Source organism: Maribacter sp. 4G9 (assembly GCF_002742265.1).
Lineage (GTDB): Bacteria > Bacteroidota > Bacteroidia > Flavobacteriales > Flavobacteriaceae > Maribacter.
In genome coordinates this window covers 137,235-160,408 of sequence record NZ_MDGL01000156.1, presented here as the reverse complement: position 1 = coordinate 160,408, position 23,174 = coordinate 137,235, and the positions used below count along the sequence as shown (strand labels likewise).

The window sequence follows — 23,174 nt, the reverse complement described above, 5'->3', positions numbered from 1 at the left end:
ATCAAGGGACTAAAGCACACAACCCCAACGAGGGGCAGGAAATGCAAAATACAAAATGACAGTTTGGGGGAATAATCGGGTCGCCTTAAAAAATTCGAATAAAACCATAAGGAGGGACCAATTACCAGTAATAGTCCTAGAAAAATGACAAGAAAAGAGGTATTTATTGAATAGTAGCTATAAAAAAGAGACTTTCCGATTCTAATACTGAAAACCAAAAGATAAATTGCTAAAAATATGTTGGCCTGTGCATACCGGTTCCTTAGAAACAAAAGGTATAAGCCAAAAAAAAGCCCCAACGTGACACCAATGCATCCAAAGACCAATTCGAATTGACCAAATATTTCTGGACTGAAGTTCATTTAGCAAAAGAACGAAATCTATCGGGTAGTTGAAAACGATGGCCCGAACATTCTTTTATGAATAGTCGCAGTGAATTATTCTTTTTCCATACTCAGAAATCAATGATTATCTTAGAATAACATTTTTAAAGTATAAATAAACGATTAATTGCATGATGCAACCTTACGCATATAGAGATTGGAAGCTAATAATTTGTCCATTTTGTCTAGAAGTAAATTTGATAGACAATAAAGCATGTTCAAATTGCGAGCGCTCTTTAGAATTTACCATTAACAACAAAACATTTAGGAACTGCGAGGCTATAATGTTTTATGCCTATCAACAAAGAAAGACATTAGAAAAAGAAGTTCAGAGGGCAAATGGAAAAGGGCTATATCGACATCATTCGCACATACCTTACGGCGTAATATTTGCCTTTATAATTGGTGCGGTGGCATCTGGAATAACGTGGGATGCAATTAAGTTTTTAATTTCTAAAATTTTTAACTCCGTAGAAAAATTAAATATAGTTGTTGATGATGAGCTAATGATTAAATCGGGTGTAAAACAAGACTTCGATTTATTGAAAGATTTAGCAACAGATAATAATACATTTGAAGAATTCGTAAAATGTATTGATAACTATGCCGAAGGAATGCCAGATGTACATCCGTATATTAAAGACGAAACGAGATTTGTAAATTTATCAAACGACTTATTGAACGATGAATTACTCAGACAATTGGTTAAAACAATAAAAAAGGAAATGAATTCCAAAAAGTCTAAATAAACGATTAGCACATGGAACAAAACCCAATGAAGTACACCAGAAAAAATCTCTATCTGCTAATGAACAGACCTATTAAACTTTCTGTAGGCCCACCTAATAAAGACGAAGTCAATGAAGTTGTTGAAGGAATCATAATTAAATGTGATTTAGCGGCCAATCTTCCACACCTGCCAGCAAATGCAGAAATCAAACTGGAGAATGGGAACGTAAAGAAATATAGTTTTGCGGAGATGAAAAGAATTGAATTTCTTTAAAATTACTATAACCAAATTGTAAAGTTCAAATATAAGGATATGCATAAATTACTTGTCACTGCAGCTATTTTAATTATAGCAAATTTATACCCCCAAAATATTTTCATTGAGAAGTACGATGACTGTGAAGTGGGTAAATTCTGCTTGGACTGTGGCAACCCTAAAGCTAAGTCAGACTCAGATATAAATGCTTATTTCAAAAGCAAGTTAACTGGAATATCCAAAACTTTGAAAGGCAATATTTATGTGCAAGTGATTGTTGACAGTCTTGGAAACCAATGTGTGAAAAGCATGCAAAGGGATGTGAACCAAAGCACACAGAATCTTGGAATACGAAAAATAGTCAATGAGATGAAAGATTGGTCACCATCTTTTGCTAAAAATGGTAAGCCAACAAATGCAACAGTATTTTTGAATTTCAAGTTTAATGGAGGAAGAGTAAATGTGGATTATCAGAATTTTTTTGATAACTCTTTTATGTCAAAAATTAAATCTGAAAAACCTGAATTTAAAATTACAAACAGTAAAAAGTCATATACCAATGACCTGAATAATGACCAAATTGTAGTTTATAACAGGAAAAATTCAAAAATCAGGCATAGCTACTGCCGTACTTTATCTATTGATAAAGACGGAGTTGTTTGGGTCGGAACAGACAACGGAATATTGAAATATGATGATGGGGAAATGAAGTTATATACTTACAAAAACTCTTCCCTTAGAACTGAAAAATATGACAAACATCTTACATCGTCAATTATGTATTCGGGAGTAGATAGCCTGAATAATAAGTGGTTTAATGATGGTTATAATACATATAGATTTGATGGAGATAAATGGAAGGTTTTTGATTCAATAAATTCCCCTTTAGGATGGGGAAGAAGAATTCATGCGGATAACAGAAATAATCTTTGGATAGCTTCTGGGAAAGGGATAGCAAAATATTCTGATGATAAGTGGGCGGTTTACAATGAGGGAAACAACACTTTACCAAGTAACAAGACAAGCGGAGTGTTTGTCGATAGTAAAGATAGGATTTGGGTAGGAATATATGATGGGAGTGTTATGATTGAAAATGGAAAGACGACATCATTTAAAGGTTCCGATACGCCTTTGAAACATGGTTCTATTTTAGATGGATTTGAAGACAAAAAAGGAAACCTATGGTTTTCGCTTCATAGTGAAGGGGATAAATATTCTGGCTTGGCAAAATTGACACCAGATGGAGAATGGAGTATAATGAATATAGAAAATTCAGAAATTCCAACTAACTCAATTGCCGATTTTGCAATTGACGAGGAACGAAACATAATTTGGATTGGTGCATGGAAAGTTGGGTTGGCTAAATATGATGGCAATAAATGGTCATTATATACATTGGAGAACTCGAAATTCCCAAGTGTCTATATTTCTGATATGGAACTGGACTCCGATGGTAATCTGTGGGTGGGAACTTTTTCCGGATTTGTAAAAGTGATTGTAAATTGAAATTACTTTTTAAAGAAGTTTGCTAAAACAAAGTTTAAATAAACGATTCCATCGGGTAGGTGATAAGATTTATCTACATGTTGTGTAACATATCAGACTAGTTACCATCTAATGATTAATCAATCAAAGTAAAACACCATGAAACTTCCCATTACAGCCCTTACCCTTTTTTTCGTTTCCCTAATTTCATTTTCCCAGAATTTGCCATCCTTGTTGAAGGGAAAGAATATCAATTCCACCTTTTCGATTTTGGCATATGATGAGCATACGCAGGAATGGGGAGTCGCTGTCGCGACCAACAATATTTATGTTGGAAATTCAACAATTTATATAGAACCGGGACTCGGTGCTTTTTCTGTAATCGCCGAAACAGAACCCAGTTATGCACAGGCTGGTTTTGAAAAGCTAAGGGAAGGAAAGTCTATCATGGACGCCATCCAATATACCAAGAACAAAGATGACCAAGCAAACTATCGGCAGGTTTCAGGTATTGATAAAGATGGAAAGGTTTATGCCTTTACTGGAAAATCATTAAAATATTGGAACGGGAATGCCTCCCAGATTTTAGGAAAGAACTATGTGGTGATGGGAAACCAATTGGAAGATAGCGTGCTTAGCAGTATGTCCAGATCTTTTGAAACGGCCAATGGGACGCTTGCGCAAAGACTCATGGAAAGCCTTGTGGCCGGTCAACGGTCGGGAGGGCAGATTTCTGGGAAACAGTCGGCAGCCTTGGTCGTAAAAGGCACCAACAACGATTGGTTCAATCAGATTGACCTGCGGGTGGATCATTCCAGCAGTCCAGTCGATGACCTGAAAAAATTGATGGATTTCCATTATGGAAGGATTAGGCTAAACCAAGCACTCTATGCTCATAGAGAAGGAAACCAATCAAGGGCACTTAAAAAATTGTCAGAATCGGAGAAAATGCTTGATGGATGGACCGGGATGTATTCAAGAATTGCTTCAGCCAACATATTACTGGACAATAAAGAAAATGCCGTTAAATGGGTCAAGAAGGGAATTTCGGAAAATCCCAATTGGTCGGTGTATCTTCCAGCTTTTTATTTTTTGAAAGATTCCCCTGAAATGAAGGGATTGATCAATCCAAGTAGATTCACCACCAAAGATTGGGAAGCTGCCCTAAATATGTTGAGCAATCTTGGGAGGGAATTGGAAGTTATAGAATTGGCTCATAGGCTAAAGTCCGATAAAATTGAATCTTCATATCTTAATTTCCTGCTTGGAAGAAGTTATTTTTACGAAAAGGACAATGAAAAGGCAATCAAGTTCCTGGAGTTGGCGCTACAAATGGATAAGGAAAATATTGAGGCTGAAATGTTGTTGAACAAAATAAACAGCTAAAAGTTTAAATAAACGATAATTAACATACAAGCTCAACCTAGAAATCCCTCTCCTTTATAAGCTCCATGGTTGATTAAAATCTAGTGTCTTAAAATGAACGATCAAACATATAAACTCAGCCGTTGGGAATAATTATATAAACATAATCACTTTGAACTAATATTTTAGTTTTAACTAATATTTTAGTTATATTCGAATTAATTGAATATTATGAAATATAAAACTATTTACATCATTAATTTTATCCATTGTTTTACAGTCATTCTATTATTAACTTCTTGTAAAGAAGAGAAAAGAGTCATTGAAAAAATTGATTTTAAAACAGAATATAAATTTTCTTCTGAAATAGAAGAAAAAGTTGCAAAAGATACTGTTCCTTGGAAATATCAATTTTCAGCTGCTGATTATGCTACAAAGGGTGATTATAAAAATGCTTTAATTCAATGGGATTTGGCAATGGGAACAATGGACAAAAATTACACTAGAAGTCAAATAGATTCAATAAACCAAAAATATTCAAAAGTTAAAGCAACTGAATATATTATCGAACAAGCAAAGAAAAATCGAGTAGTAATAATAAACGAAGCACATCACAATTCTTCTCATCGAGTATTTACAAAATCACTTCTTCAAAATCTGTTCGATAATGGCTATAAAAATTTAGGTCTTGAAGCATTAAGTAATGGAGAGCATTTAGATTCAATACTTAATAATCGAAAATATCCAATTCTTAAAACTGGCCATTATATTAAAGACCCACAATTTGGGAATTTGGTTAGAAATGCTCTGGAAATTGGATATAATTTATTCGCTTATGAAAATATGGAAAATGGCGGAGGGAAACTACGTGAAATAGAACAAGCAAAAAATATCAAGAAAATTATTGACTCTAAACCGACTGAAAAATTTTTGATTCATTGTGGTTTTGACCATGCTTTAGAGGGAACTCATAACTCTTGGGAAAAAGCTATGGCAGGCAGATTAACGGAATATACGGGTATAAATCCTTTAACCATTAATCAAGTAGTTTATAGTGAAAAAAGTGACCCGAAATTTAATCATCGTTTTTTAAAGGCATTAGATGTAAAAGAGCCAACAATCTTAATAGACAAGGATAATAATCCTTTAAAATATGTCAGAAGAGATGCTTGGACGGATATCGCAATTTTTCATCCAAACACAGAATATATTAATGAGCGACCTAATTGGCTATTTGAAAATGGCAATAAAAACATTCCTATTGTATTAACTTATATTCAAATTGAATTTCCAGTTATGGTTTTGGCATTTAAAAAAGGAGAGGATTTAAACTTGGCTGTTCCAATTGACATTAATGAAGTGGAAAGTCAGACTGAAAACTGTATTCTCGGATTAAAAACCGGAACTTATGATATTGTAGTTACAAATGGAAAAGAGTCCGTAAAATTTGAACAAACCGTAAAATAACTATTGTTAACAATGTTAGGTTAATTCAAATAAATAAGCCGAATTCAACTTTATACTTTCTAAAAATCAAAATTTTTGAATGAACTCATTTAAGAAGAATATTGCCATAGTTTTACTATCATTAGTAATCCCAATTTTATATGCCTGTAATCGACCAAAAGCCAAAACCCTAAATGTTCTTCTTGTTGGCAACAGTAGCATTTATTACAATAATATGCCAAAAATGCTTGAGTACATTGCCTATGAAAATGGAAAAGATATAAGAACAAAATTAATAGCATTTGGGGGCTATACATTGCAAGACCATTTGATAGATGGAATTGTAGAAAAAACTCTTGATTCTCTGGATTGGGATTTTGTAATCCTTAACGAACAAAGTACATTGGGAGGGAATTATGTAGTAGATGGCATTCTAAGAGTAAAAGAAAGTGAATCATTTTATGAAAGTGTTAAAAAATTCGATTCAATGATTAAAAATAGAGGTTCAAAAACCATTATTCTATCATTATATCCACGTAAAAACGCACCAAAACTAGACGGGCAAATCTTGGACTATTCATATATGAAAATTGCGAAAGAATTAGGAATTAAACTTTCACCTGTAAGCTATACATGGAAGGACATATTGAAAATCAGGAGCACATGGCAACTTTATCAAGAAGATAATCTACACCCTACGCCACTTGGTTCATACATTACTGCAAATACACTTTATTCGACATTGACAGACAATAAAAGCAAATCGGTAAGCGGAGAAATAACTGGTCCGTTGTTGGAGGATTTTGACGGAATTGTGCATCAAGATTCAATTATTAGTTTATTAAAAATAGATGAATCCAAATCTAAATTAATAAGTGAAAAAGCATATAAAAATGTTCAATGCCTAAACGAATCGGGAGGATATTTTACCTTGAGAAAACCTTCTGAAATATTGGTAAAAGTTCCATAGTTTTGGGTATAGGAAATACCGATTGGAGAAAATATAGTTGCCAACAAAGCCTCCTATGAAAAGCCTTCGTCCAGTTCTCTAAAGTTTAAATAAAGGATAATATAAATGGGAGAGTCGTATTCTATATTTAGAAAATTTTCAAACCTCGAGCAAGCAACGGAATTAAGAGAACTGTTGTTGGCGAGCAATATTGAATCCGAACTTGCGGATAATGTAGCCCCAGTTGATGTGACATTTTCAGGTAGTACTATACAGAATGAGATAGAAGTTCGTATTAAGCAGTCGGATTTCAAAAAAGCCGAGGAAATTTTAGAAAAAGATGCTGAAAACATTATCAATCAAATAGACCCAGATTATTATCTTTTCGATTTTACGGATGAAGAGCTTTACGAGATATTGTTGAAGTCAGATGAATGGAATCCATTCGATTATATACTGGCTCAAAAACTACTAACCGACCGAGGCAAACCTATTGACAAAGATTTATTGAATATATTGAAGAAACAACGTATTGAAGATTTGGCTAAACCTGAAGGAAATCAAAAGCCTTGGATAATAGCAGGTTATGTCTTTACATTTTTAGGAGGCTTTTTGGGTTTGGTCATTGGTTATTTTTTATGGACGGCCAAAAAGACATTGCCTAATGGCCAAAAAGTGTACTCATATGCTGAGAATGATCGTAAACACGGTAAGTACATCTTTTACATTAGCCTAATAATTGCGCCAAGCGTTCTTTTGTTAAGAGCCATAGCTTAATGAAATGATTAAATGGAAGTAAGTTCAAATAAGCGATTGTTTGTTTAAGTAATGGGATAGAATAAAGGAGCCAAACAAGAATATTTCCCCCTATTTTGCCCCCTAAAAATTTAAAAACCCTTGAAAATCAAAGGATTGACAAGGGTCTTCGTACTCGAGGCGGGACTTGAACCCGCACGGGCAAATGCCCACAGGATTTTAAGTCCGGCGTGTCTACCAATTCCACCACTCGAGCATATTCGTTGCCACTTTTTGGCAACAGGTAGTACAGTAAGTTTAAAACAAAGTCCTTTTATTATCCGTTTGGTGTGTCTAGCTCCCTCCCGATAACTATCGGGATATCGGGACCATCACTCGAGCTGGACTTATTGTTTTAAATAAAAAACTCCGCGGGTAATGGCTAAGCGTAGCCGTAGCCTTGCGGAGTAAAAATTGAGCGAAAAACGGGATTCGAACCCGCGACCTCCACCTTGGCAAGGTGGCGCTCTACCAACTGAGCTATTTTCGCAAATCTAAAGAACGTACATCTCCTAAAAGATGCGGATGCAAATTTAATACAATTCTATAAATGTCAAAGTAAAAAAAGCAAAAGAATAGTTTTTGTTACGAGGTGGCTTTCTTCTTTTTTGACAACAAGCGTTTTATCTCGTTTAATTTCATCAAGGCCTCCACAGGGGTCAAAGTATCAATATCCAAATGCAGGATTTCTTCCTTGATTTCTTCCAACAATGGATCGTCCAAATTAAAGAAGCTCAACTGCATTTCGTTTTGTACCGTAGACATTTTTTCGGTGAGTTCCTCGCTGGAATGCGATTTCTCCAACTTCTTGAGAATCTTATTGGCCTTTGAGATGACCTGCTGGGGCATACCCGCCATTTTGGCAACATGGATACCAAAACTATGCTCGCTGCCACCCGGTGTCAATTTTCTTAGAAAAAGCACATTGTCCTTGAGTTCCTTTACGGAAACATTGTAATTTTTAATACGCTCAAAAGTGGCCGCCATTTCATTGAGTTCATGGTAGTGCGTGGCGAACAATGTTTTGGCACGTGCCGGATGTTCATGCAGGTATTCTGAAATGGCCCAAGCGATAGAAATACCATCATAGGTACTGGTTCCCCGACCTATTTCATCCAAAAGCACCAAACTTCTTTCAGATAGGTTATTGAGGATGGAGGCGGTTTCGTTCATTTCTACCATAAAGGTGGATTCCCCCATGGAAATGTTGTCACTGGCGCCAACCCTGGTGAAAATTTTGTCCACATAGCCAATTTGTGCCGCCTCCGCTGGAACAAAACTTCCCATTTGTGCCAAGAGCACAATGAGGGCCGTTTGTCTTAGAATGGCCGATTTACCACTCATATTGGGCCCCGTAATCATAATGATCTGTTGGTTGCTCCTATCCAACTTTACATCGTTGGCAATATAAGCTTCTCCCAAGGGCAATTGTTTTTCTATGACAGGGTGCCTTCCGTTCTTTATGGAAATATCGGTAGAGTCGCTGAGTTCGGGCATTACATAGTTGTTTTCCTTGGCCAATTGGGCAAACCCACAGAGACAGTCGAGCTGGGCAATAAGGTGAGCATTGTTTTGTACGGGTTGGATGTATTCTTGCATCCAAACGATAAGCTGTGAAAACAACTGTTGTTCTAAGGAGGTAATGCGTTCTTCGGCGCCTAAGATTTTGGACTCATATTCCTTAAGCTCCTCTGTAATATAGCGTTCGGCATTGACCAAGGTTTGTTTTCTGATCCAAGTATCGGGAACCTTGTTTTTATGGGTATTTCTAACTTCGATATAATAACCGAATACATTGTTGGACGCTATTTTGAGGGAGGTAATGCCTGTGGCGCCCGTTTCACGTTCCAGCATCTGGTCCAAATAGTCCTTTCCACTGGTGGCAAGGCCGCGTAATTCATCCAGTTCACTTGAAAAGCCTTGGGCGATTACATTGCCCTTCAGGATATTTACTGGCGCTTCCTCATTGAGCATTTCCTTGATTTTTGAACGGAGCAAATCACAGGATTGCAATTTATCGCCAAGAAGGGCCAGGGCATCGTTCTGCGCGTTGGATGCGATTTGCTTTATGGGGATAATGGCCTCCAAGGAGTTTTTTAGTTGTACAACTTCTTTGGGGTTGACCTTTCCGGTCGAAATTTTGGAGATTAGACGCTCCAAATCGCCCATGTGTTTAATGTTCGCCTGCAGTTTGTCCAACTCTTGCTCATTGTCGGACAAGTGCCGCACCACTTCATGGCGGCTTGTTATTTTTTGGATATTTTTTAAGGGCAGCGCCAACCATCGTTTGATCATCCGTCCTCCCATGGGGGAAATCGTTTTGTCAATAATGTCCAATAATGTAACGGCGTTCTCGTTGTTGGAATGGTACAGTTCCAGGTTTTTGATCGTGAAACGATCCATCCAAATATAATCGTCCTCCGCAATGCGTTGTAAGCTGTTGATATGCTGAAGTTGTCTATGCTGGGTCTCGGATAGGTAGTGTAGTACCACACCGGAGGCTATGATTCCATGGTTAAGGTGGTCCACCCCAAATCCCTTGAGGGATTTGGTCTTAAAATGGTTTGTCAGGTTTTCCAGGGCATAATCTTCTTGATAGACCCAATCTTCCATGTAGAATGTATGGAATTGATTTCCAAATACTTCGGAAAATTCCTTTTTGTGTACTTTGGATACCAATATTTCGTTTGGGCCAAAGTTTTGTAGCAATTTGTCCACCTGCTCCTCGTTCCCCTCTGAGGTTAAAAATTCTCCCGTGGATATATCCACGAACGCAACTCCTATTTTTTTTCTGCCAAAATGCACGGCACATAGAAAATTGTTGCTTTTGGCCTGAAGGATATCATCGTTTAGGGCCACCCCTGGGGTAACCAATTCCGTAACCCCTCTTTTTACAATGGTCTTGGTCTGTTTAGGGTCTTCCAACTGGTCGCAAATGGCTACGCGCTGACCGGCCTTCACCAATTTGGGCAGATAGGTGTTTAACGAATGATGTGGGAAGCCTGCAAGTTCCGTACGATCCCCGCCATTGTTTCTATGGGTTAAAATAATGCCAAGGATTTTGGAGGCCTTCACCGCATCTTCGCCAAAAGTCTCATAAAAGTCACCTACACGAAAAAGCAATAGGGCATCAGGATATTTGGTCTTGATGGTATTGTATTGTTTCATCAATGGGGTTACCTTTTTCGTATTTCCTTTCGCTGCCACTTGTTCTCTACCTATTTTTGTCGATTGAACACGAATATATGGTATTCCCCATGCGATTTGAATTTTTGTTGATATTTACCGTTGATAGTTGAAAAGTATCCCCATGAGAAAACGAAAGAACGAGGAACTGGAGAGATTGGACGTGGACCAGTTTAAAAAAACCGAAAAAATCCCGGTATGTATCATACTGGACAACATACGTAGCCTGAACAACATTGGATCCGTATTTAGAACTTCCGATGCTTTTTTGATAGAAAAAATCTACTTATGCGGTATTACCGCAAGACCGCCCCACAAGGATATACACAAAACGGCCCTGGGTGCTACTGAAAGTGTGGATTGGGAATATGTGGAAGATGTAATGCATCTGCTGCCAAGGCTTGCCCAAAACGGTTATATGAATTTGGCGATAGAGCAGGCGGAGGGGTCGCAAATGATTCATGGGTTTTTTCCAAAAAAGACAGGAAAGTACGCGTTGGTTTTTGGGAACGAAGTAAAAGGGGTTCAGCAACAAGTAGTGGACGAATGCGATTCGGTATTGGAAATACCCCAATTTGGCACGAAACATTCCTTGAATATAGCTGTAAGTGTTGGGGTGGTGGTTTGGGACTTCTGGTCCAAGCTGCAAAAATAAAAGCCCGGCAACACCGGGCTTTAAGTATAGTTTGAGTTAGTTAGTTTCTCAAAAGAGCCTACCAAGAAAGTAAATTCCTTTCTATTGTGCAAGTAAATTGCCAAAATTGTGTTAATCCCGCTGTGCTAGGGCAAAATCGGTGATACGGCCTAAAATGGTTTTATAGTCCTTGGGACTGTTTACGAAATCCAAATCGGAAACATCTATAATCAACTGATTTTGTTGGGGATATGTCTTTAAAAAATCAAGATACCCTCGATTGATTTTCTCTAGATATACGGAGTCAATGCTCTGTTCATAGTCCCTTCCCCTATTTTTGATTTGTTCCAAAAGTCGCTCCGTTGTCTGGTACAGATAGACGTAGATTTTGGGCTTTTTCACCTCTTTGTACATAAAATTAAAAATCTTACGGTATAGATCGAATTCATCCTTTTGAAGGGTTACCTTGGCAAAAATCAGTGACTTGAAGATATCATAATCACTGACCATAAAGTTTTTGAACAGATCGAATTGATTGGTATCGTCCATGTATTGTTGGTACCTATCGGCCAGGAAGGACATTTCCAAGGGAAAGGCATACCGCGCTTTATCTTTATAAAAATTTGGAAGGAAGGGGTTTTCCGCAAAACGCTCCAAAATCAATTTGGCATTGAAATCTTCGGATATTTTTGTGGCCAAACTGGTTTTTCCGGCACCTATATTTCCCTCTATGGCAAGAAATTGTACATCGGAAAACAATGCTACCCTATCCTTATAGGGTTTTATGGGCAGTTTAGTGATCTCGCTCTTGTCCCTGGTTTCCTGTAATAAATTCCGCGTGTCCTTGTTCACCACGGGATGATAGAATTGCGGGGCAATATCGGCCAAGGGTTTTAAGACGAATTTACGTTCTGTCATTCTGGGGTGGGGAAGTGTCAACCGTTCCGTTTCCATGACCTCCTTGTCGTAATAAATGATATCCAAGTCTATGTTCCTGCTTTGGTAACCTGTTTCACCACGCCTTTCCCTTCCCAAATGTTTTTCTATGGCCAGTATTTTATCCAATACTTCCTCTGGCGGTAGTGCCGATTTTAGTTCCACGCAAGCATTGAAAAAATCATCAGAATCAAAACCTAGGGCAGGGGTGTTGTAAATATGGGAAATAGCGATAATCTCGCCAATACGTTCACCAATTAGGAAAACTGCCTTTTGTAGGTTGTTTCGCTTTTGGCCTAGATTACTGCCAATGGATAGATAAACGGTGCGGGCTTTTGTCATAATATGATGGCAAAATAACTAAAACAAATTCACATTGGTTATCTTTGCAGGCTAATAAAAATTGCCTTAAATGAACTTTTTGAGAAACCTTTTGGCCGCCATTCTTGGCACCATGATTGCATTAGGAATCATCTTTGTGATGTTCTTCGTGTTTATTGCTCTTTTGGGAAGCGGGGAGGATACGGTGAACGTCAAGAATAATTCTGTATTGGAGATTCAACTACAGCGGCCCATTGCGGATTATACCGGTAGCAGTGATATGAATCCGTTTTCAGGTCTTTTCGAGGAATCCCAAGGCTTGGATGAAATTCTACACGCCATTACCGTAGCAAAGGACGATGATAGGATACTTGGAATAAGTATCAACAATAATTTTTTGCTGGCCGGATTGGCCCAGACCCAAACGCTTCGTAAAGTATTGGGCGACTTTAAGGAATCCGGTAAATTCATATATGCCTATGGGGATTTTTATTCCCAAAAGGATTACTATCTGGCCAGTGTGGCCGACTCCATTTTCTTGAATCCGGTTGGGGCTTTGGATTTTAGGGGGCTTTCTTCCGAAGTGCTCTATTTTAAAGAGTTACAGGAAAAAACCGGCGTTAAGATGGAGGTCATACGTCATGGCAAGTATAAAAGTGCCGTGGAGCCTTTTTTGGAGAATGAAATGAGCGATGCTAATAGGACCCAAATAAAGGAACTGATCCAATCCCTTTGGGATTCCATGATAGACGATATTTCAAGGAATAGGAACCTTACGGTGAACGACCTTAATGCCATTGCCGATACCTTGGGCGGTAGGTTGCCCAAGTATGCCAAACAAAACGGTTTGATCGATGACGTTCTCTTCTATGATGAATACGAGAGTGTAATCACCCGTGCACTTTCCGTAGAAGAAAATGAGGATATCAATTACATTTCCTTGGATGATTATACTCGGTTCGCTAGCAAAAAGGAATTAAAATCAGGGAACGATAAAATAGCGGTCATATTTGCCCAAGGGGAAATATTTTATGGCGAGGGCGGACCGGATGTTATCGGTCAAGGTATTATCAACGAAACTTTGATCAAGGCCCGTGAGGATGAAAAGGTAAAGGCCATAGTACTAAGGGTAAATTCACCCGGGGGTAGTGCCCTTACCTCCGATATCATATGGCGGGAAGTGGAATTGGCCAAGGAAGTGAAGCCCGTAGTGGTCTCAATGGGCAATGTGGCGGCCTCTGGCGGTTACTACATTGCGGCAGGGGCCGATAAGATCTTTGCGGAACCAACCACCATTACAGGTTCCATAGGCGTTTTTGGAACAATACCCAATATTCATGGTTTGGCCAAGGATATCGGCATTAATGCGGAACAGGTAGGAACCAATAGGAATTCAGTGGAATATTCCCTTTTTGAACCCATGGGCGAGGCATTTAGAAATCAGGTTCAGGAGAGCATCGAGGATACCTATGAAACTTTTTTGAAAAGGGTTTCCAACGGTAGGAACTTTTCCATGGCACAGGCAGATAGCCTCGCACAAGGCCGTGTATGGAGCGGGGTGGATGCGCAAAGATTGGGGTTGGTGGATGAGTTAGGTACCTTGGAGGATGCCATTGACGAGGCCGCCAAAATGGCCCAAATAGAAAGTTTTGGGATACGTAAATATCCAAAGTACAAATCCGGCTTTGAGCGTTTTATGGAGGATATATCGGGTGCTGGGGCGAAAGCCAAGGAAAATATGATCAGGGAAGAGATTGGGGAAGAGGCGTATCAGGTTTTAAAGGATATCAAATCCTATAGGGACCAAAAGGGAATCCAGGCCAGAATGCCCTTCACCTTGAAAATAAAGTAAGATGGTGCTGAAGGACAAGTTGTTGGCTAGACGTATTTATTTATACCTCGGGGCGCTCTTCATCACCTCTTTGGTAGTATCCAACCTCATATTTCAAAAGTTTTTCTATTGGAAGCCCTTTGGGGACTTTACCGTTTTTGGGGTTTCATTGTTCGAGATTTCCGTAGGTGTGTTGCCTTACCCGATTACTTTTTTGATTACCGACTTGATTTCCGAGATTTTTGGGCGAAAAAAAGCCAACCAAATCGTTACGGCGGGCATTTTTGCCTCTTTTTTCTCCATGGGCCTAGTGCTATTGGCCGATGTAGCGCCCGCTATAGAATCATCCCCGTTGGATGATGCAATCTTTAGTCGGGTATTTGCGCTCTCGCCAATTGCGGTGCTGGCCTCTATGCTGGCATATTTGGCTGCCCAATATATCGACATTGCAATTTACCATTTCTGGAAAAAGCTGACCCAGGGAAGATATTTATGGCTTCGGAACAATTTTTCCACCTTTCTATCGCAATTTGTGGACACGTTTACCGTAGTTGGTCTGCTTTGCATCTTTAAGGTTCTGCCATGGGACCTATTTTTCGGCTTGGTCGTCAGCGGCTTTCTTTTTAAGATTTTAATAGCCTTGATCGACACCCCTTTCCTGTATTTCTTCGTATATCTAATGAGGAAACGGTTTAACCTGGCCCTGGGCGAGGAAATCGACCTTGATACATAATAATAGCACCGTTTTCTGAGTTTTATCGTTAGCATTAACAATCGATAGGAAAGCATCAAGAATAGCGAGTGATTTTCAATAGTTTGTTACTCGACTGCACGTATAAAAAATAGTATGAAGAAGATATTAAAAATAACAGGTATTATCCTTTTGATTATAGTGGGACTTTTGGTTTCCGTTCCTTTTTTTCTGGAAGCCAAAATTGGTCACATTATCAGGAACAATGTAAACAATTCCGTGAACGCTACCCTGGATTTTTCTGATGCCAATTTAAGTTTGATTCGCAGTTTTCCCAATGCGGAGGTAAGTCTTAAGGACGTAAGTTTGGTGAACAAGGCACCTTTTGAGGGCGATACCTTGTTCGCATCCAAGAAAGTTTCCTTGTCCATGGGAGTGATGCAGTTGTTGAAATCAGGTGGGGAACCCATCTCCATCTCAAAACTTATAGTGGACGAAGCCTTACTGCATATTAAGTTGGACGAAGCCGAAAATGCCAATTATGATATAGCAAAGGAATCCAAAACAAGCGGGGACGAAACTGCATCGGGTAGCGAAGGTTTCTCTTTCAATATGGAATCCTACGAAATAGTCAATTCAAAAATAATCTACGACGATAATGCCACCGGCATTCATTTGCAAATCGATGAAATGAACCATAAGGGAACCGGAGACCTTTCGTTGGCAACGTCTGAATTGGATACGCATACGGATGCCCTCGTTTCGTTTGAAATGGACAGTACCAATTATTTGGACAGGAACAAGGTGCAATTGGATGCGTTGATCGGAATCGATTTGAACGAGAACAAATATTCCTTTTTAAAGAATGAGGCCATAGTGAACCAATTGCCATTGGTTTTCGAAGGCTTTGTGAAATTGAACGAGGACAACCAAGAAGTGGACATAAGTTTTAAGACACCATCGTCTGACTTCAAAAACTTTTTGGCGGTTATTCCTGAAACCTATTCCAAAAATATCTCAAATGTAACCACGACGGGAGATTTCATAGTAGAAGGGCGCTTTAATGGGATCGTAGACGAGGAACACATACCTAAATTCAATATCAAGATCAACTCGAACAATGCCTCGTTCAAGTATCCCGATCTGCCTAAAACGGTCAAGAACATTTTTATTGACATAGCCATTAACAATACGAGCGGCATAGCCGAAGATACGTATGTAGACATCAATAGGGCATCCTTTATGATCGATGAAGATCGGTTCAACATGACCTCCAAAATTTCCGAATTGATGGGCAATACCAAGGTGGATGCCCATTTGGATGGTAAAATGAACTTGGCAAATCTTGAAAAGGCATATCCCGTGCCAACGGGACTCAGCTTAAAGGGCTTATTGGATGCCGATGTTAATACGGCCTTTGATATGGCTACCATTGAAAGGAAGCAGTACGAGAATACAAAGACGGAAGGGCAAATGACCCTGACCGATTTTGAATATAAATCCGAGGAAATTCCCAATCCGGTAGTGCTGAGCTCCACATCGGTCGCATTCAATCCTAAGTCCGTTACCTTGCGGGAATTGAAGGGCTCCACGGGACAAACGGATTTTCAGATTACAGGTACCATAAACAATTTTCTGGGGTATTTGTTCAATAATGAAAACGTGGAGGGCACCTTTGATTTGGTTTCCAACACTTTTGCGTTGAACGATTTTATGGTGGAGGAATCAGGGGAGGCTTCGGAAAATACTACCTCCCAGAATACAGCATCGGAAGAAAGAATCAAAATACCTTCCTTCTTGGATGCCAACTTTAATGCAAGGGCCAATACCGTTATCTATGATAATATTACACTCCGGGACGTTTCCGGAAACCTGAGGATAAAGGACGAAAAAGCGATCTTGAGCAATATGACCTCTTCTTTGTTCGATGGTAAGGTCGCCTTTAACGGAGAGGTTTCCACAAAACAGGAAACCCCCACTTTTGCCATGCAGCTGGCTTTGGACCAATTGGAGTTGAAGGAAAGCTTTGAAGCCTTGGAACTGTTTCAGGCCTTGGCCCCGGTAGCAAAAATTTTACAGGGGAAATTCAGTTCAGATATTTCCCTTTCAGGGAATCTAACAGATGATTTTACACCGGATCTTCTTTCATTGACAGGAAATATTCTAGCCGATGTACTTACGAGGGAAATCAGTACGGATGAAGCACCCGTGTTATCCGCTTTGGATACTAAACTGGATTTCATCGATTTGGAAAAACTGAGCCTTAGGGAATTAAAAACCAAGCTTTCCTTTGAAAATGGTCTGGTCGTAGTAAAGCCTTTCAGTATTCGGTACCAGGATATTGAAATAAATGTGGATGGGAATCACACCTTTGACCAAAAAATGAATTACAAGGCTACCTTACAGGTTCCATCTAAGTATTTGGGCAAGGATATCAATAACTTGATTTCGAGGATAGATGACCGTTCTTTGGATAGCCTTACCATTCCAGTAACCGCCAATATTGGCGGCGTTTGTAATAGTCCGGAAGTTACCACAGATTTGACTTCGGGTATAAAGACTTTGACCAGTCAATTGATCGAAATCGAAAAACAAAAATTGATCAATAAGGGTAAGGACAAGGCCAAGGACTTGATAGGGGACATCCTGTCAAACTCCACAAAAAAGGACTCTACGGATGGTCAGGATTCGAAAACCGGTGCCAAGGAAGTGTTAGGAGGACTGCTTGGAGGTTCCAAATCTACTGATTCCATAAATATCAAAACAGATACGTTGGCAACACCCCCAAAAAAGGAAGAAGCTGTTAAGGAGGCTGCCAAGGATGTTTTAAAAGGACTTTTCGGTAAGAAAAAGGCGGAAACGGAAACGAAGAAGGATTCTGTCAATCCATAGAATTCCTAGCCGCAAACATACTGCGGAGCATTCAAGAAAATATCCTTTGGAATATTGACCTTCACTTCAAAATGAAACTAACGGTAAGTTTTTTTTGGCTTTTAGGGATAGTCGGATTCTAAAAATCATTTTTATTTAATGGTAAGTCCCACGTAATAGCCTTCACTGCCGCGAATATTGAATACCGTATTGTCCTCAAAGATAAGGTACTGACCTTTGATTCCTTTTAGGGTGCCGTGATAGGTTGGGGTTTTGTCCAGGCTCAGGCTCCTGACTTTTTCGGGAAATTGAAGCACAGGGAATTCCAAATTGGTTTCCGTATTGCTTTCTATGAAATAGGGTAGGGCCTCTTCTGGGATATACGACTTCAGTTTATTGCGCCATGCCACCAAATCTTGGTCCACGATATCATTGGTCAACATTTTGCGCCAATTGGTCTTGTCCGATACATGGTCCTTTAGGGCAACCTCCGTAATACCTGCTAAATACCTGTTGGGCACTTCCACAATTTCAATGGCTTCGTGCGCTCCTTGGTCGATCCATCGGGTGGGGATTTGTGTTTTTCTGGTAACACCTACCTTTATATTGCTGGAATTCGCCAAATAAACAATGTGAGGCTGCAATTGTACTTTTTTCTCGTAGGCCAAATCCCGGTCTTCCTGGTCCAAATGCGCGGTACTTAATTCAGGTCGCATGATCCAATCGCCTGCGGCCGGAATATCGAAAAAGCAGGATCTGCAAAAGCCTTGACGGTAAATGGGTCGGTCATTACCGCAGTTCAGACATTGGTGCTTTATAAGCTCGATATGCAACTGGTGGTCCAGTATTTGGTTCATATTCAGAAAGTCGGATTCAAAGACCAAATAATACTGTATGGGACTTGCCATTTCAGTCAGCATTTTTTTTAGGACACCTTCGTACTGCATTGTTGACTCAATTAAAATTTCAATTTGAAAATGATGGGGATATACCCTATTTTTAGACGTTAAAGATACCCAAAAATGTCCATTCCACTGTTCAACTCCATTGCCTCTTGGTTGCTAAAAAAACGCTATCACCAGATAGAACTTTTTTTAAAGTACCCTGAGGAAGTACAGGAAGAGGTTCTGTTGAACCTGTTGGAATTTGCTGAGGATACGGAACTTGGACGGCATTACGAATTTGAGACCATAAACAACTATGGGACTTATAGGGAACGACTTCCAGTGGTTTCCTACGAAGAGGTGGAGCCCATCATAGAAAGGACACGTAAAGGGGAGCAGAACCTCTTCTGGCCCACAACGGTGAAGCTATTTGCAAAGAGCAGTGGAACCACAAATGCTAAAAGTAAGTTCATCCCGGTTAGTTCAGAGGCCTTGGAGGATTGTCATTACAAGTCAGGAAAGGATTTGCTCTGTCTATACCTGAACAACAATGAAAACTCGCAATTGTTTACGGGGAAGAGTTTACGCCTTGGGGGGAGTAAGGAACTTTACGAGGACAATGGTTCCTTTTTTGGCGACCTCTCCGCCATCCTTATTGATAACATGCCTCTTTGGGCAGAATTTAGCAGTACGCCTAGCAACAAGGTTTCCTTGATGAGCGAATGGGAAACCAAGCTTGGTGCCATTATAAAGGAGAGTGTACAGGAAAACGTGACCAGCTTGGCAGGGGTGCCCTCTTGGATGTTGGTTTTATTGAACAATGTATTACAGGAAACGGGAAGGGAACACCTTTTTGAGGTTTGGGAGAATCTGGAGGTATATTTTCATGGAGGGGTAAGTTTTAGTCCCTATAGGGAGCAGTACAAGAGCCTTTTGCCCAGGAAGAATTTTAGGTATTATGAGATTTACAATGCATCGGAAGGATTTTTTGCCATTCAGGACCGCAACAATGCAGAAGATCTCTTATTGATGCTGGATTACGGGATTTTCTATGAGTTCATTCCCATGGATGTATACGGTACGGAAGAGCAAGCGTGTATTCCCTTGTGGGATGTTGAAACAGGAAAGAACTATGCCATAGTGATTACTACCAACTCTGGCCTTTGGCGCTATAAGATTGGGGATACCGTCCGTTTCACTTCTAAAAATCCATACAGGATACGTATTACCGGGAGGACCAAACACCATATAAACGTTTTTGGGGAGGAACTTATCATTGAAAATGCCGAAGAAGCCCTGAAAATGGTTTGTCTAAAAACAAGAACGGAAATCAAGGATTATACTGCAGGGCCCATTTTCATGCATGGAAAAAAGAAGGGGTCCCATGAGTGGATCATTGAGTTTAGGAAGTCTCCAAAAGATCTAAACTACTTTACGGAATTGCTGGACAATGCCTTAAAATCCCTGAACTCCGACTATGAGGCCAAACGCTACAATAATATTACCCTAGAAATGCCCAAGGTGCATGTGGCCCGCGAAAACCTTTTTTACGATTGGTTAAAGATCAACGATAAATTGGGGGGGCAGCATAAAATCCCAAGACTTTCAAATAGAAGGGATTACCTTGAAAAATTATTGTGTATGAATTCCTCTTCAGGCCATCCGGTGCATGAAGAACTTACCAAAGAAAGTTAGGGTATTTAGGACGGTTTCTTGTATAGGAATGGTCTTACATCGAGGATTTGGGACGAATTACCAAATAAATTATAGAATAGGCCGTTAAATAATCAATTTAAGGGTCTAGTTCCCAAATTATTAATTTACTAAACTAAAATTATGGCTGAAAAACTTGTTATTGTCTCGGATATGTGGGGCACCAAAAATGGCCTTTGGATTACTTCATATTTAGGATATCTTCAGCAATATTTTGATATCACTTTTTATGATAGCCAACAACTCGCAAACATTGATTTGCCAGTACAGACCGAACAAAACATCCATGATGCTTTTGTAAATGGAGGGATCGATACCGCGGTAGCCCATCTTTTGAAAAAGGAAATTACACCTTGCTACTATTTAGCATTTAGCACGGGCGGTACCATTGTCTGGAATGCCGCAAAAAGGGGATTGCCGGTAAAATCACTTTACTCCATTTCAGCGACAAGAATTAGACTACAGGATGAAAAACCCTTGGTTCCCTTAAATCTTATTTATGGGGAAAAAGATGCCAATAGGCCCGACGATATTTGGGCCAATAAGTTGGATGTGGACATGGATGTCGTTCCAAATTATGGGCACACCTTATATACCGATGAAAAAATAATAAGAAAGGTTTGCCTGGCCTTATTGAACGAAGTCACGACAATAAATATTCCAGAAAAAATAGAAAAGAAAAAGGCGGTTTAAGAAACCGCCTTTAATTTTTTAACTGTTTCGTAGGACAGCTTTTGTTCTGCGTACGGTTTGGTTACCTTGAATTCGGTTTCCTCGGTACTTGGCATTTCGAACATGGCATCCGTAAAGATCGCCTCACATAGAGATCTGAGTCCCCTTGCCCCAAGTTTGTATTCAATGGCTTTCTCCACAATGTAATCAAGAGCCTGTTCCGTTATTGTAAATGAAATGTTGTCCATGGCGAACAGCTTTTCATATTGCTTAATAATGGCATTTTTAGGTTCCGTCAAGATGGCCCTGAGTGTTTTTTTATCCAAGGGATTCATATGGGTGAGAACCGGAAGTCTTCCAATAATTTCCGGGATCAATCCAAATTCCTTTAAATCTTTAGGGATTATATACTGCAGAATATTGGTTTCGTCAAGATTCTCCTCTGCTTTGGAAGCGCTATAACCCACTGCCTGTAAATTGAGTCGCTTGGTTATCGCTCTTTCAATACCATCAAAGGCTCCTCCGGCAATGAATAAAATATTTTCCGTGTTGACTTCTATGAATTTTTGGTCGGGGTGTTTTCTACCGCCCTTGGGAGGTACATTGACCGTGGTTCCTTCCAACAATTTCAAAAGTCCCTGTTGTACTCCTTCCCCGGAAACGTCCCTGGTAATGGACGGGTTGTCACTTTTGCGGGCAATTTTGTCAATCTCATCAATAAAAACGATACCACGTTCCGCCTTTTCCAAATTATAGTCAGCCGCCTGTAGTAACCTCGTTAATATACTTTCCACATCCTCCCCAACGTAACCTGCTTCCGTTAGAACGGTTGCATCGACGATGGCCAAGGGCACATTGAGCATTTTCGCAATGGTTTTTGCCATTAAGGTTTTTCCGGTTCCTGTTTGGCCCACCATGATAATATTGCTCTTCTGTATCTCTATATCGTCTTCTTTGGACGAAGGTTGTAGCAGTCGTTTGTAGTGGTTGTATACCGCTACGGACATTACCTTTTTCGTACGTTCCTGGCCAATAATAAATGTGTCCAAAAAGTCCTTTATTTCCTGGGGCTTTTTTAATGTGAGCTCAGACGAAAGATCATTGGTTTTGGTCTGTCTTGTCTCTTCTGCAACAATACCATGGGCCTGCTCGATACATCTATCACAAATATGGGCGTCCAGACCGGCGATCAATAAATTGGTCTCTGGCTTTTTCCTTCCGCAAAACGAGCATTCTAAATTTTCCTTTGCCATATTAAAGTTTATCTGACCAACAACATAACGATTAGTATCGGTCCTTGGTGCGCTAAAAAAATAAAATAATAGCTAATTGGACGAAATTATTCTTTGTCCCTTACTAAAATCTCGTCGATCATACCATATTCAAGGGCAACATCGGCTTTCATCCAGTAATCCCGATCACTGTCATCTTGAATTTTTTCTATGGGTTGTCCGGAGTGTTTTGCTATGATTTGGTAAAGTTCATCTTTCAATTTAAGGATTTCACGTGCGGTAATCTCAATATCGCTCGCTTGTCCTTGGGCTCCGCCCATGGGTTGGTGTATCATGACCCTTGAATGGGACAGTCCACTGCGTTTGCCCTTCTGACCGGCACATAGCAATACGGCTCCCATAGAGGCCGCCATACCTGTACAGATGGTTGCAACGTCCGGCTTTATGAATTGCATGGTGTCGTAGATGCCAAGACCGGCATAGACACTACCTCCCGGTGAATTAATGTAAATCTGTATGTCCTTTGAGGCATCTGCACTTTCCAGGAACAGTAATTGTGCCTGCACTATATTGGCCACCTGGTCATTGATTCCAGTACCCAAAAAGATGATTCTGTCCATCATCAATCGGGAGAAAACATCCATGGCAATAGCGTTGAGCTGTCTTTCCTCGATTATATTTGGGGTCATATTTACAGGATACATGCTGCTCATAATCGTATCGTAATACATGCTGCTGATACCCTGGTCCTTTATGGCGTATTTTTTAAACTCTTTTCCGTAATCCATAAACTCT

Annotated in this window: 18 protein-coding genes and 2 tRNA genes; 13 read left to right on the top strand and 7 right to left on the bottom strand. The window is 39.7% G+C overall.

What is annotated here, in order from left to right; all coding sequences use genetic code 11:
• The first annotated feature begins 514 nt into the window (after positions 1-514).
• The 7 genes from BFP75_RS15860 to BFP75_RS15830 all read left to right on the top strand — a co-directional run bounded on the left by BFP75_RS15860 (position 515) and on the right by BFP75_RS15830 (position 7,390).
• A complete protein-coding gene (locus BFP75_RS15860; protein WP_099546338.1) occupies positions 515-1,132 on the top strand; it encodes a hypothetical protein in 618 nt (205 codons plus the stop codon).
• Between the two features lie 11 nt (positions 1,133-1,143).
• The gene (locus tag BFP75_RS15855; RefSeq protein WP_099546337.1) at positions 1,144-1,386 is read left to right on the top strand and encodes a hypothetical protein; all 243 of its coding nucleotides are present in this window, start codon (positions 1,144-1,146) and stop codon (positions 1,384-1,386) included.
• Positions 1,387-1,425: 39 nt separating this feature from the next.
• Positions 1,426-2,874 (top strand): two-component regulator propeller domain-containing protein, encoded by a 1,449-nt coding sequence (locus BFP75_RS15850; protein WP_099546336.1) that lies wholly within the window; start codon positions 1,426-1,428, stop codon positions 2,872-2,874.
• Positions 2,875-3,012: 138 nt separating this feature from the next.
• Positions 3,013-4,239, top strand: coding sequence for a DUF1028 domain-containing protein (locus tag BFP75_RS15845; RefSeq protein ID WP_099546335.1), 1,227 nt, complete (start codon positions 3,013-3,015; stop codon positions 4,237-4,239).
• 210 nt (positions 4,240-4,449) lie between these two features.
• On the top strand, positions 4,450-5,685 hold the full coding sequence (locus tag BFP75_RS15840) for a hypothetical protein (RefSeq protein ID WP_099546334.1): 1,236 nt from the start codon (positions 4,450-4,452) through the stop codon (positions 5,683-5,685).
• Positions 5,686-5,764: 79 nt separating this feature from the next.
• Positions 5,765-6,634, top strand: a complete 870-nt coding sequence (locus tag BFP75_RS15835; protein WP_099546333.1) for an SGNH/GDSL hydrolase family protein — start codon at positions 5,765-5,767, stop codon at positions 6,632-6,634.
• Positions 6,635-6,739: 105 nt separating this feature from the next.
• Positions 6,740-7,390 carry a hypothetical protein gene (locus tag BFP75_RS15830; RefSeq protein ID WP_099546332.1) on the top strand — a complete coding sequence of 217 codons (651 nt, stop codon included), beginning with the start codon at positions 6,740-6,742 and terminating at the stop codon, positions 7,388-7,390.
• 151 nt (positions 7,391-7,541) lie between these two features.
• On the opposite strand, the gene BFP75_RS15825 is transcribed toward BFP75_RS15830, so the two are convergent.
• The 3 genes from BFP75_RS15825 to mutS form a co-directional block, all read right to left on the bottom strand.
• Positions 7,542-7,625, bottom strand: a tRNA-Leu gene (locus BFP75_RS15825).
• Positions 7,626-7,825: 200 nt separating this feature from the next.
• Positions 7,826-7,898 (bottom strand) — tRNA-Gly (locus tag BFP75_RS15820).
• Positions 7,899-7,993: 95 nt separating this feature from the next.
• A complete protein-coding gene (gene mutS, locus BFP75_RS15815) occupies positions 7,994-10,576 on the bottom strand; it encodes a DNA mismatch repair protein MutS (protein ID WP_099546331.1) in 2,583 nt (860 codons plus the stop codon).
• A 142-nt stretch (positions 10,577-10,718) separates the two neighbouring features.
• On the opposite strand from mutS, the gene BFP75_RS15810 reads away from it, so the two are divergent.
• Positions 10,719-11,249, top strand: a complete 531-nt coding sequence (locus tag BFP75_RS15810) for an RNA methyltransferase (RefSeq protein WP_099546351.1) — start codon at positions 10,719-10,721, stop codon at positions 11,247-11,249.
• Between the two features lie 111 nt (positions 11,250-11,360).
• On the opposite strand, the gene folK is transcribed toward BFP75_RS15810, so the two are convergent.
• On the bottom strand, positions 11,361-12,506 hold the full coding sequence (gene folK / locus BFP75_RS15805; protein ID WP_099546330.1) for a 2-amino-4-hydroxy-6-hydroxymethyldihydropteridine diphosphokinase: 1,146 nt from the start codon (positions 12,504-12,506) through the stop codon (positions 11,361-11,363).
• A gap of 70 nt (positions 12,507-12,576) precedes the next feature.
• Here folK and sppA point away from each other — a divergent pair, with 70 nt between their 5' ends.
• The 3 genes from sppA to BFP75_RS15790 all read left to right on the top strand — a co-directional run bounded on the left by sppA (position 12,577) and on the right by BFP75_RS15790 (position 17,899).
• Positions 12,577-14,337, top strand: a complete 1,761-nt coding sequence (sppA, locus tag BFP75_RS15800) for a signal peptide peptidase SppA (RefSeq protein WP_099546329.1) — start codon at positions 12,577-12,579, stop codon at positions 14,335-14,337.
• Position 14,338: 1 nt separating this feature from the next.
• Positions 14,339-15,049 (top strand): queuosine precursor transporter, encoded by a 711-nt coding sequence (locus tag BFP75_RS15795; protein WP_099546328.1) that lies wholly within the window; start codon positions 14,339-14,341, stop codon positions 15,047-15,049.
• A gap of 114 nt (positions 15,050-15,163) precedes the next feature.
• Entirely contained in the window at positions 15,164-17,899 is a 2,736-nt protein-coding gene (locus BFP75_RS15790; RefSeq protein ID WP_099546327.1) for an AsmA-like C-terminal region-containing protein, read from the top strand.
• Between the two features lie 131 nt (positions 17,900-18,030).
• On the opposite strand, the gene BFP75_RS15785 is transcribed toward BFP75_RS15790, so the two are convergent.
• Positions 18,031-18,825 (bottom strand): DUF2797 domain-containing protein, encoded by a 795-nt coding sequence (locus BFP75_RS15785; protein ID WP_099546326.1) that lies wholly within the window; start codon positions 18,823-18,825, stop codon positions 18,031-18,033.
• Positions 18,826-18,900: 75 nt separating this feature from the next.
• Here BFP75_RS15785 and BFP75_RS15780 point away from each other — a divergent pair, with 75 nt between their 5' ends.
• Together BFP75_RS15780 and BFP75_RS15775 are read left to right on the top strand one after the other, a co-directional pair.
• Complete coding sequence (locus tag BFP75_RS15780) at positions 18,901-20,457, top strand: GH3 auxin-responsive promoter family protein (protein ID WP_099546325.1); 1,557 nt, start codon at positions 18,901-18,903, stop codon at positions 20,455-20,457.
• Positions 20,458-20,598: 141 nt separating this feature from the next.
• Entirely contained in the window at positions 20,599-21,168 is a 570-nt protein-coding gene (locus tag BFP75_RS15775) for a hypothetical protein (protein WP_099546324.1), read from the top strand.
• Here the strand turns inward: BFP75_RS15775 and clpX are convergent.
• A complete protein-coding gene (gene clpX / locus BFP75_RS15770) occupies positions 21,165-22,400 on the bottom strand; it encodes an ATP-dependent Clp protease ATP-binding subunit ClpX (RefSeq protein ID WP_099546323.1) in 1,236 nt (411 codons plus the stop codon). The two genes, BFP75_RS15775 and clpX, sit on opposite strands and share 4 nt — an antisense overlap.
• A gap of 86 nt (positions 22,401-22,486) precedes the next feature.
• Positions 22,487-23,167 carry an ATP-dependent Clp endopeptidase proteolytic subunit ClpP gene (gene clpP, locus BFP75_RS15765; RefSeq protein WP_099546322.1) on the bottom strand — a complete coding sequence of 227 codons (681 nt, stop codon included), beginning with the start codon at positions 23,165-23,167 and terminating at the stop codon, positions 22,487-22,489.
• Positions 23,168-23,174: the final 7 nt, after the last annotated feature.

Excerpts from the sequence above, each read along its gene's own strand:
- clpX (WP_099546323.1), bottom strand. The coding sequence starts at position 22,400 with ATGGCAAAGGAAAATTTAGAATGCTCGTTTTGCGGAAGGAAAAAGCCA.
- BFP75_RS15845 (WP_099546335.1), top strand. The coding sequence starts at position 3,013 with ATGAAACTTCCCATTACAGCCCTTACCCTTTTTTTCGTTTCCCTAATT.
- BFP75_RS15810 (WP_099546351.1), top strand. The coding sequence starts at position 10,719 with ATGAGAAAACGAAAGAACGAGGAACTGGAGAGATTGGACGTGGACCAG.
- BFP75_RS15860 (WP_099546338.1), top strand. The coding sequence starts at position 515 with ATGATGCAACCTTACGCATATAGAGATTGGAAGCTAATAATTTGTCCA.
- BFP75_RS15780 (WP_099546325.1), top strand. The coding sequence starts at position 18,901 with ATGTCCATTCCACTGTTCAACTCCATTGCCTCTTGGTTGCTAAAAAAA.
- clpP (WP_099546322.1), bottom strand. The coding sequence starts at position 23,167 with ATGGATTACGGAAAAGAGTTTAAAAAATACGCCATAAAGGACCAGGGT.
- sppA (WP_099546329.1), top strand. The coding sequence starts at position 12,577 with ATGAACTTTTTGAGAAACCTTTTGGCCGCCATTCTTGGCACCATGATT.
- BFP75_RS15785 (WP_099546326.1), bottom strand. The coding sequence starts at position 18,825 with ATGCAGTACGAAGGTGTCCTAAAAAAAATGCTGACTGAAATGGCAAGT.
- BFP75_RS15840 (WP_099546334.1), top strand. The coding sequence starts at position 4,450 with ATGAAATATAAAACTATTTACATCATTAATTTTATCCATTGTTTTACA.
- BFP75_RS15855 (WP_099546337.1), top strand. The coding sequence starts at position 1,144 with ATGGAACAAAACCCAATGAAGTACACCAGAAAAAATCTCTATCTGCTA.
- BFP75_RS15850 (WP_099546336.1), top strand. The coding sequence starts at position 1,426 with ATGCATAAATTACTTGTCACTGCAGCTATTTTAATTATAGCAAATTTA.
- BFP75_RS15795 (WP_099546328.1), top strand. The coding sequence starts at position 14,339 with ATGGTGCTGAAGGACAAGTTGTTGGCTAGACGTATTTATTTATACCTC.
- BFP75_RS15790 (WP_099546327.1), top strand. The coding sequence starts at position 15,164 with ATGAAGAAGATATTAAAAATAACAGGTATTATCCTTTTGATTATAGTG.
- folK (WP_099546330.1), bottom strand. The coding sequence starts at position 12,506 with ATGACAAAAGCCCGCACCGTTTATCTATCCATTGGCAGTAATCTAGGC.
- BFP75_RS15830 (WP_099546332.1), top strand. The coding sequence starts at position 6,740 with ATGGGAGAGTCGTATTCTATATTTAGAAAATTTTCAAACCTCGAGCAA.
- BFP75_RS15835 (WP_099546333.1), top strand. The coding sequence starts at position 5,765 with ATGAACTCATTTAAGAAGAATATTGCCATAGTTTTACTATCATTAGTA.
- mutS (WP_099546331.1), bottom strand. The coding sequence starts at position 10,576 with ATGAAACAATACAATACCATCAAGACCAAATATCCTGATGCCCTATTG.
- BFP75_RS15775 (WP_099546324.1), top strand. The coding sequence starts at position 20,599 with ATGGCTGAAAAACTTGTTATTGTCTCGGATATGTGGGGCACCAAAAAT.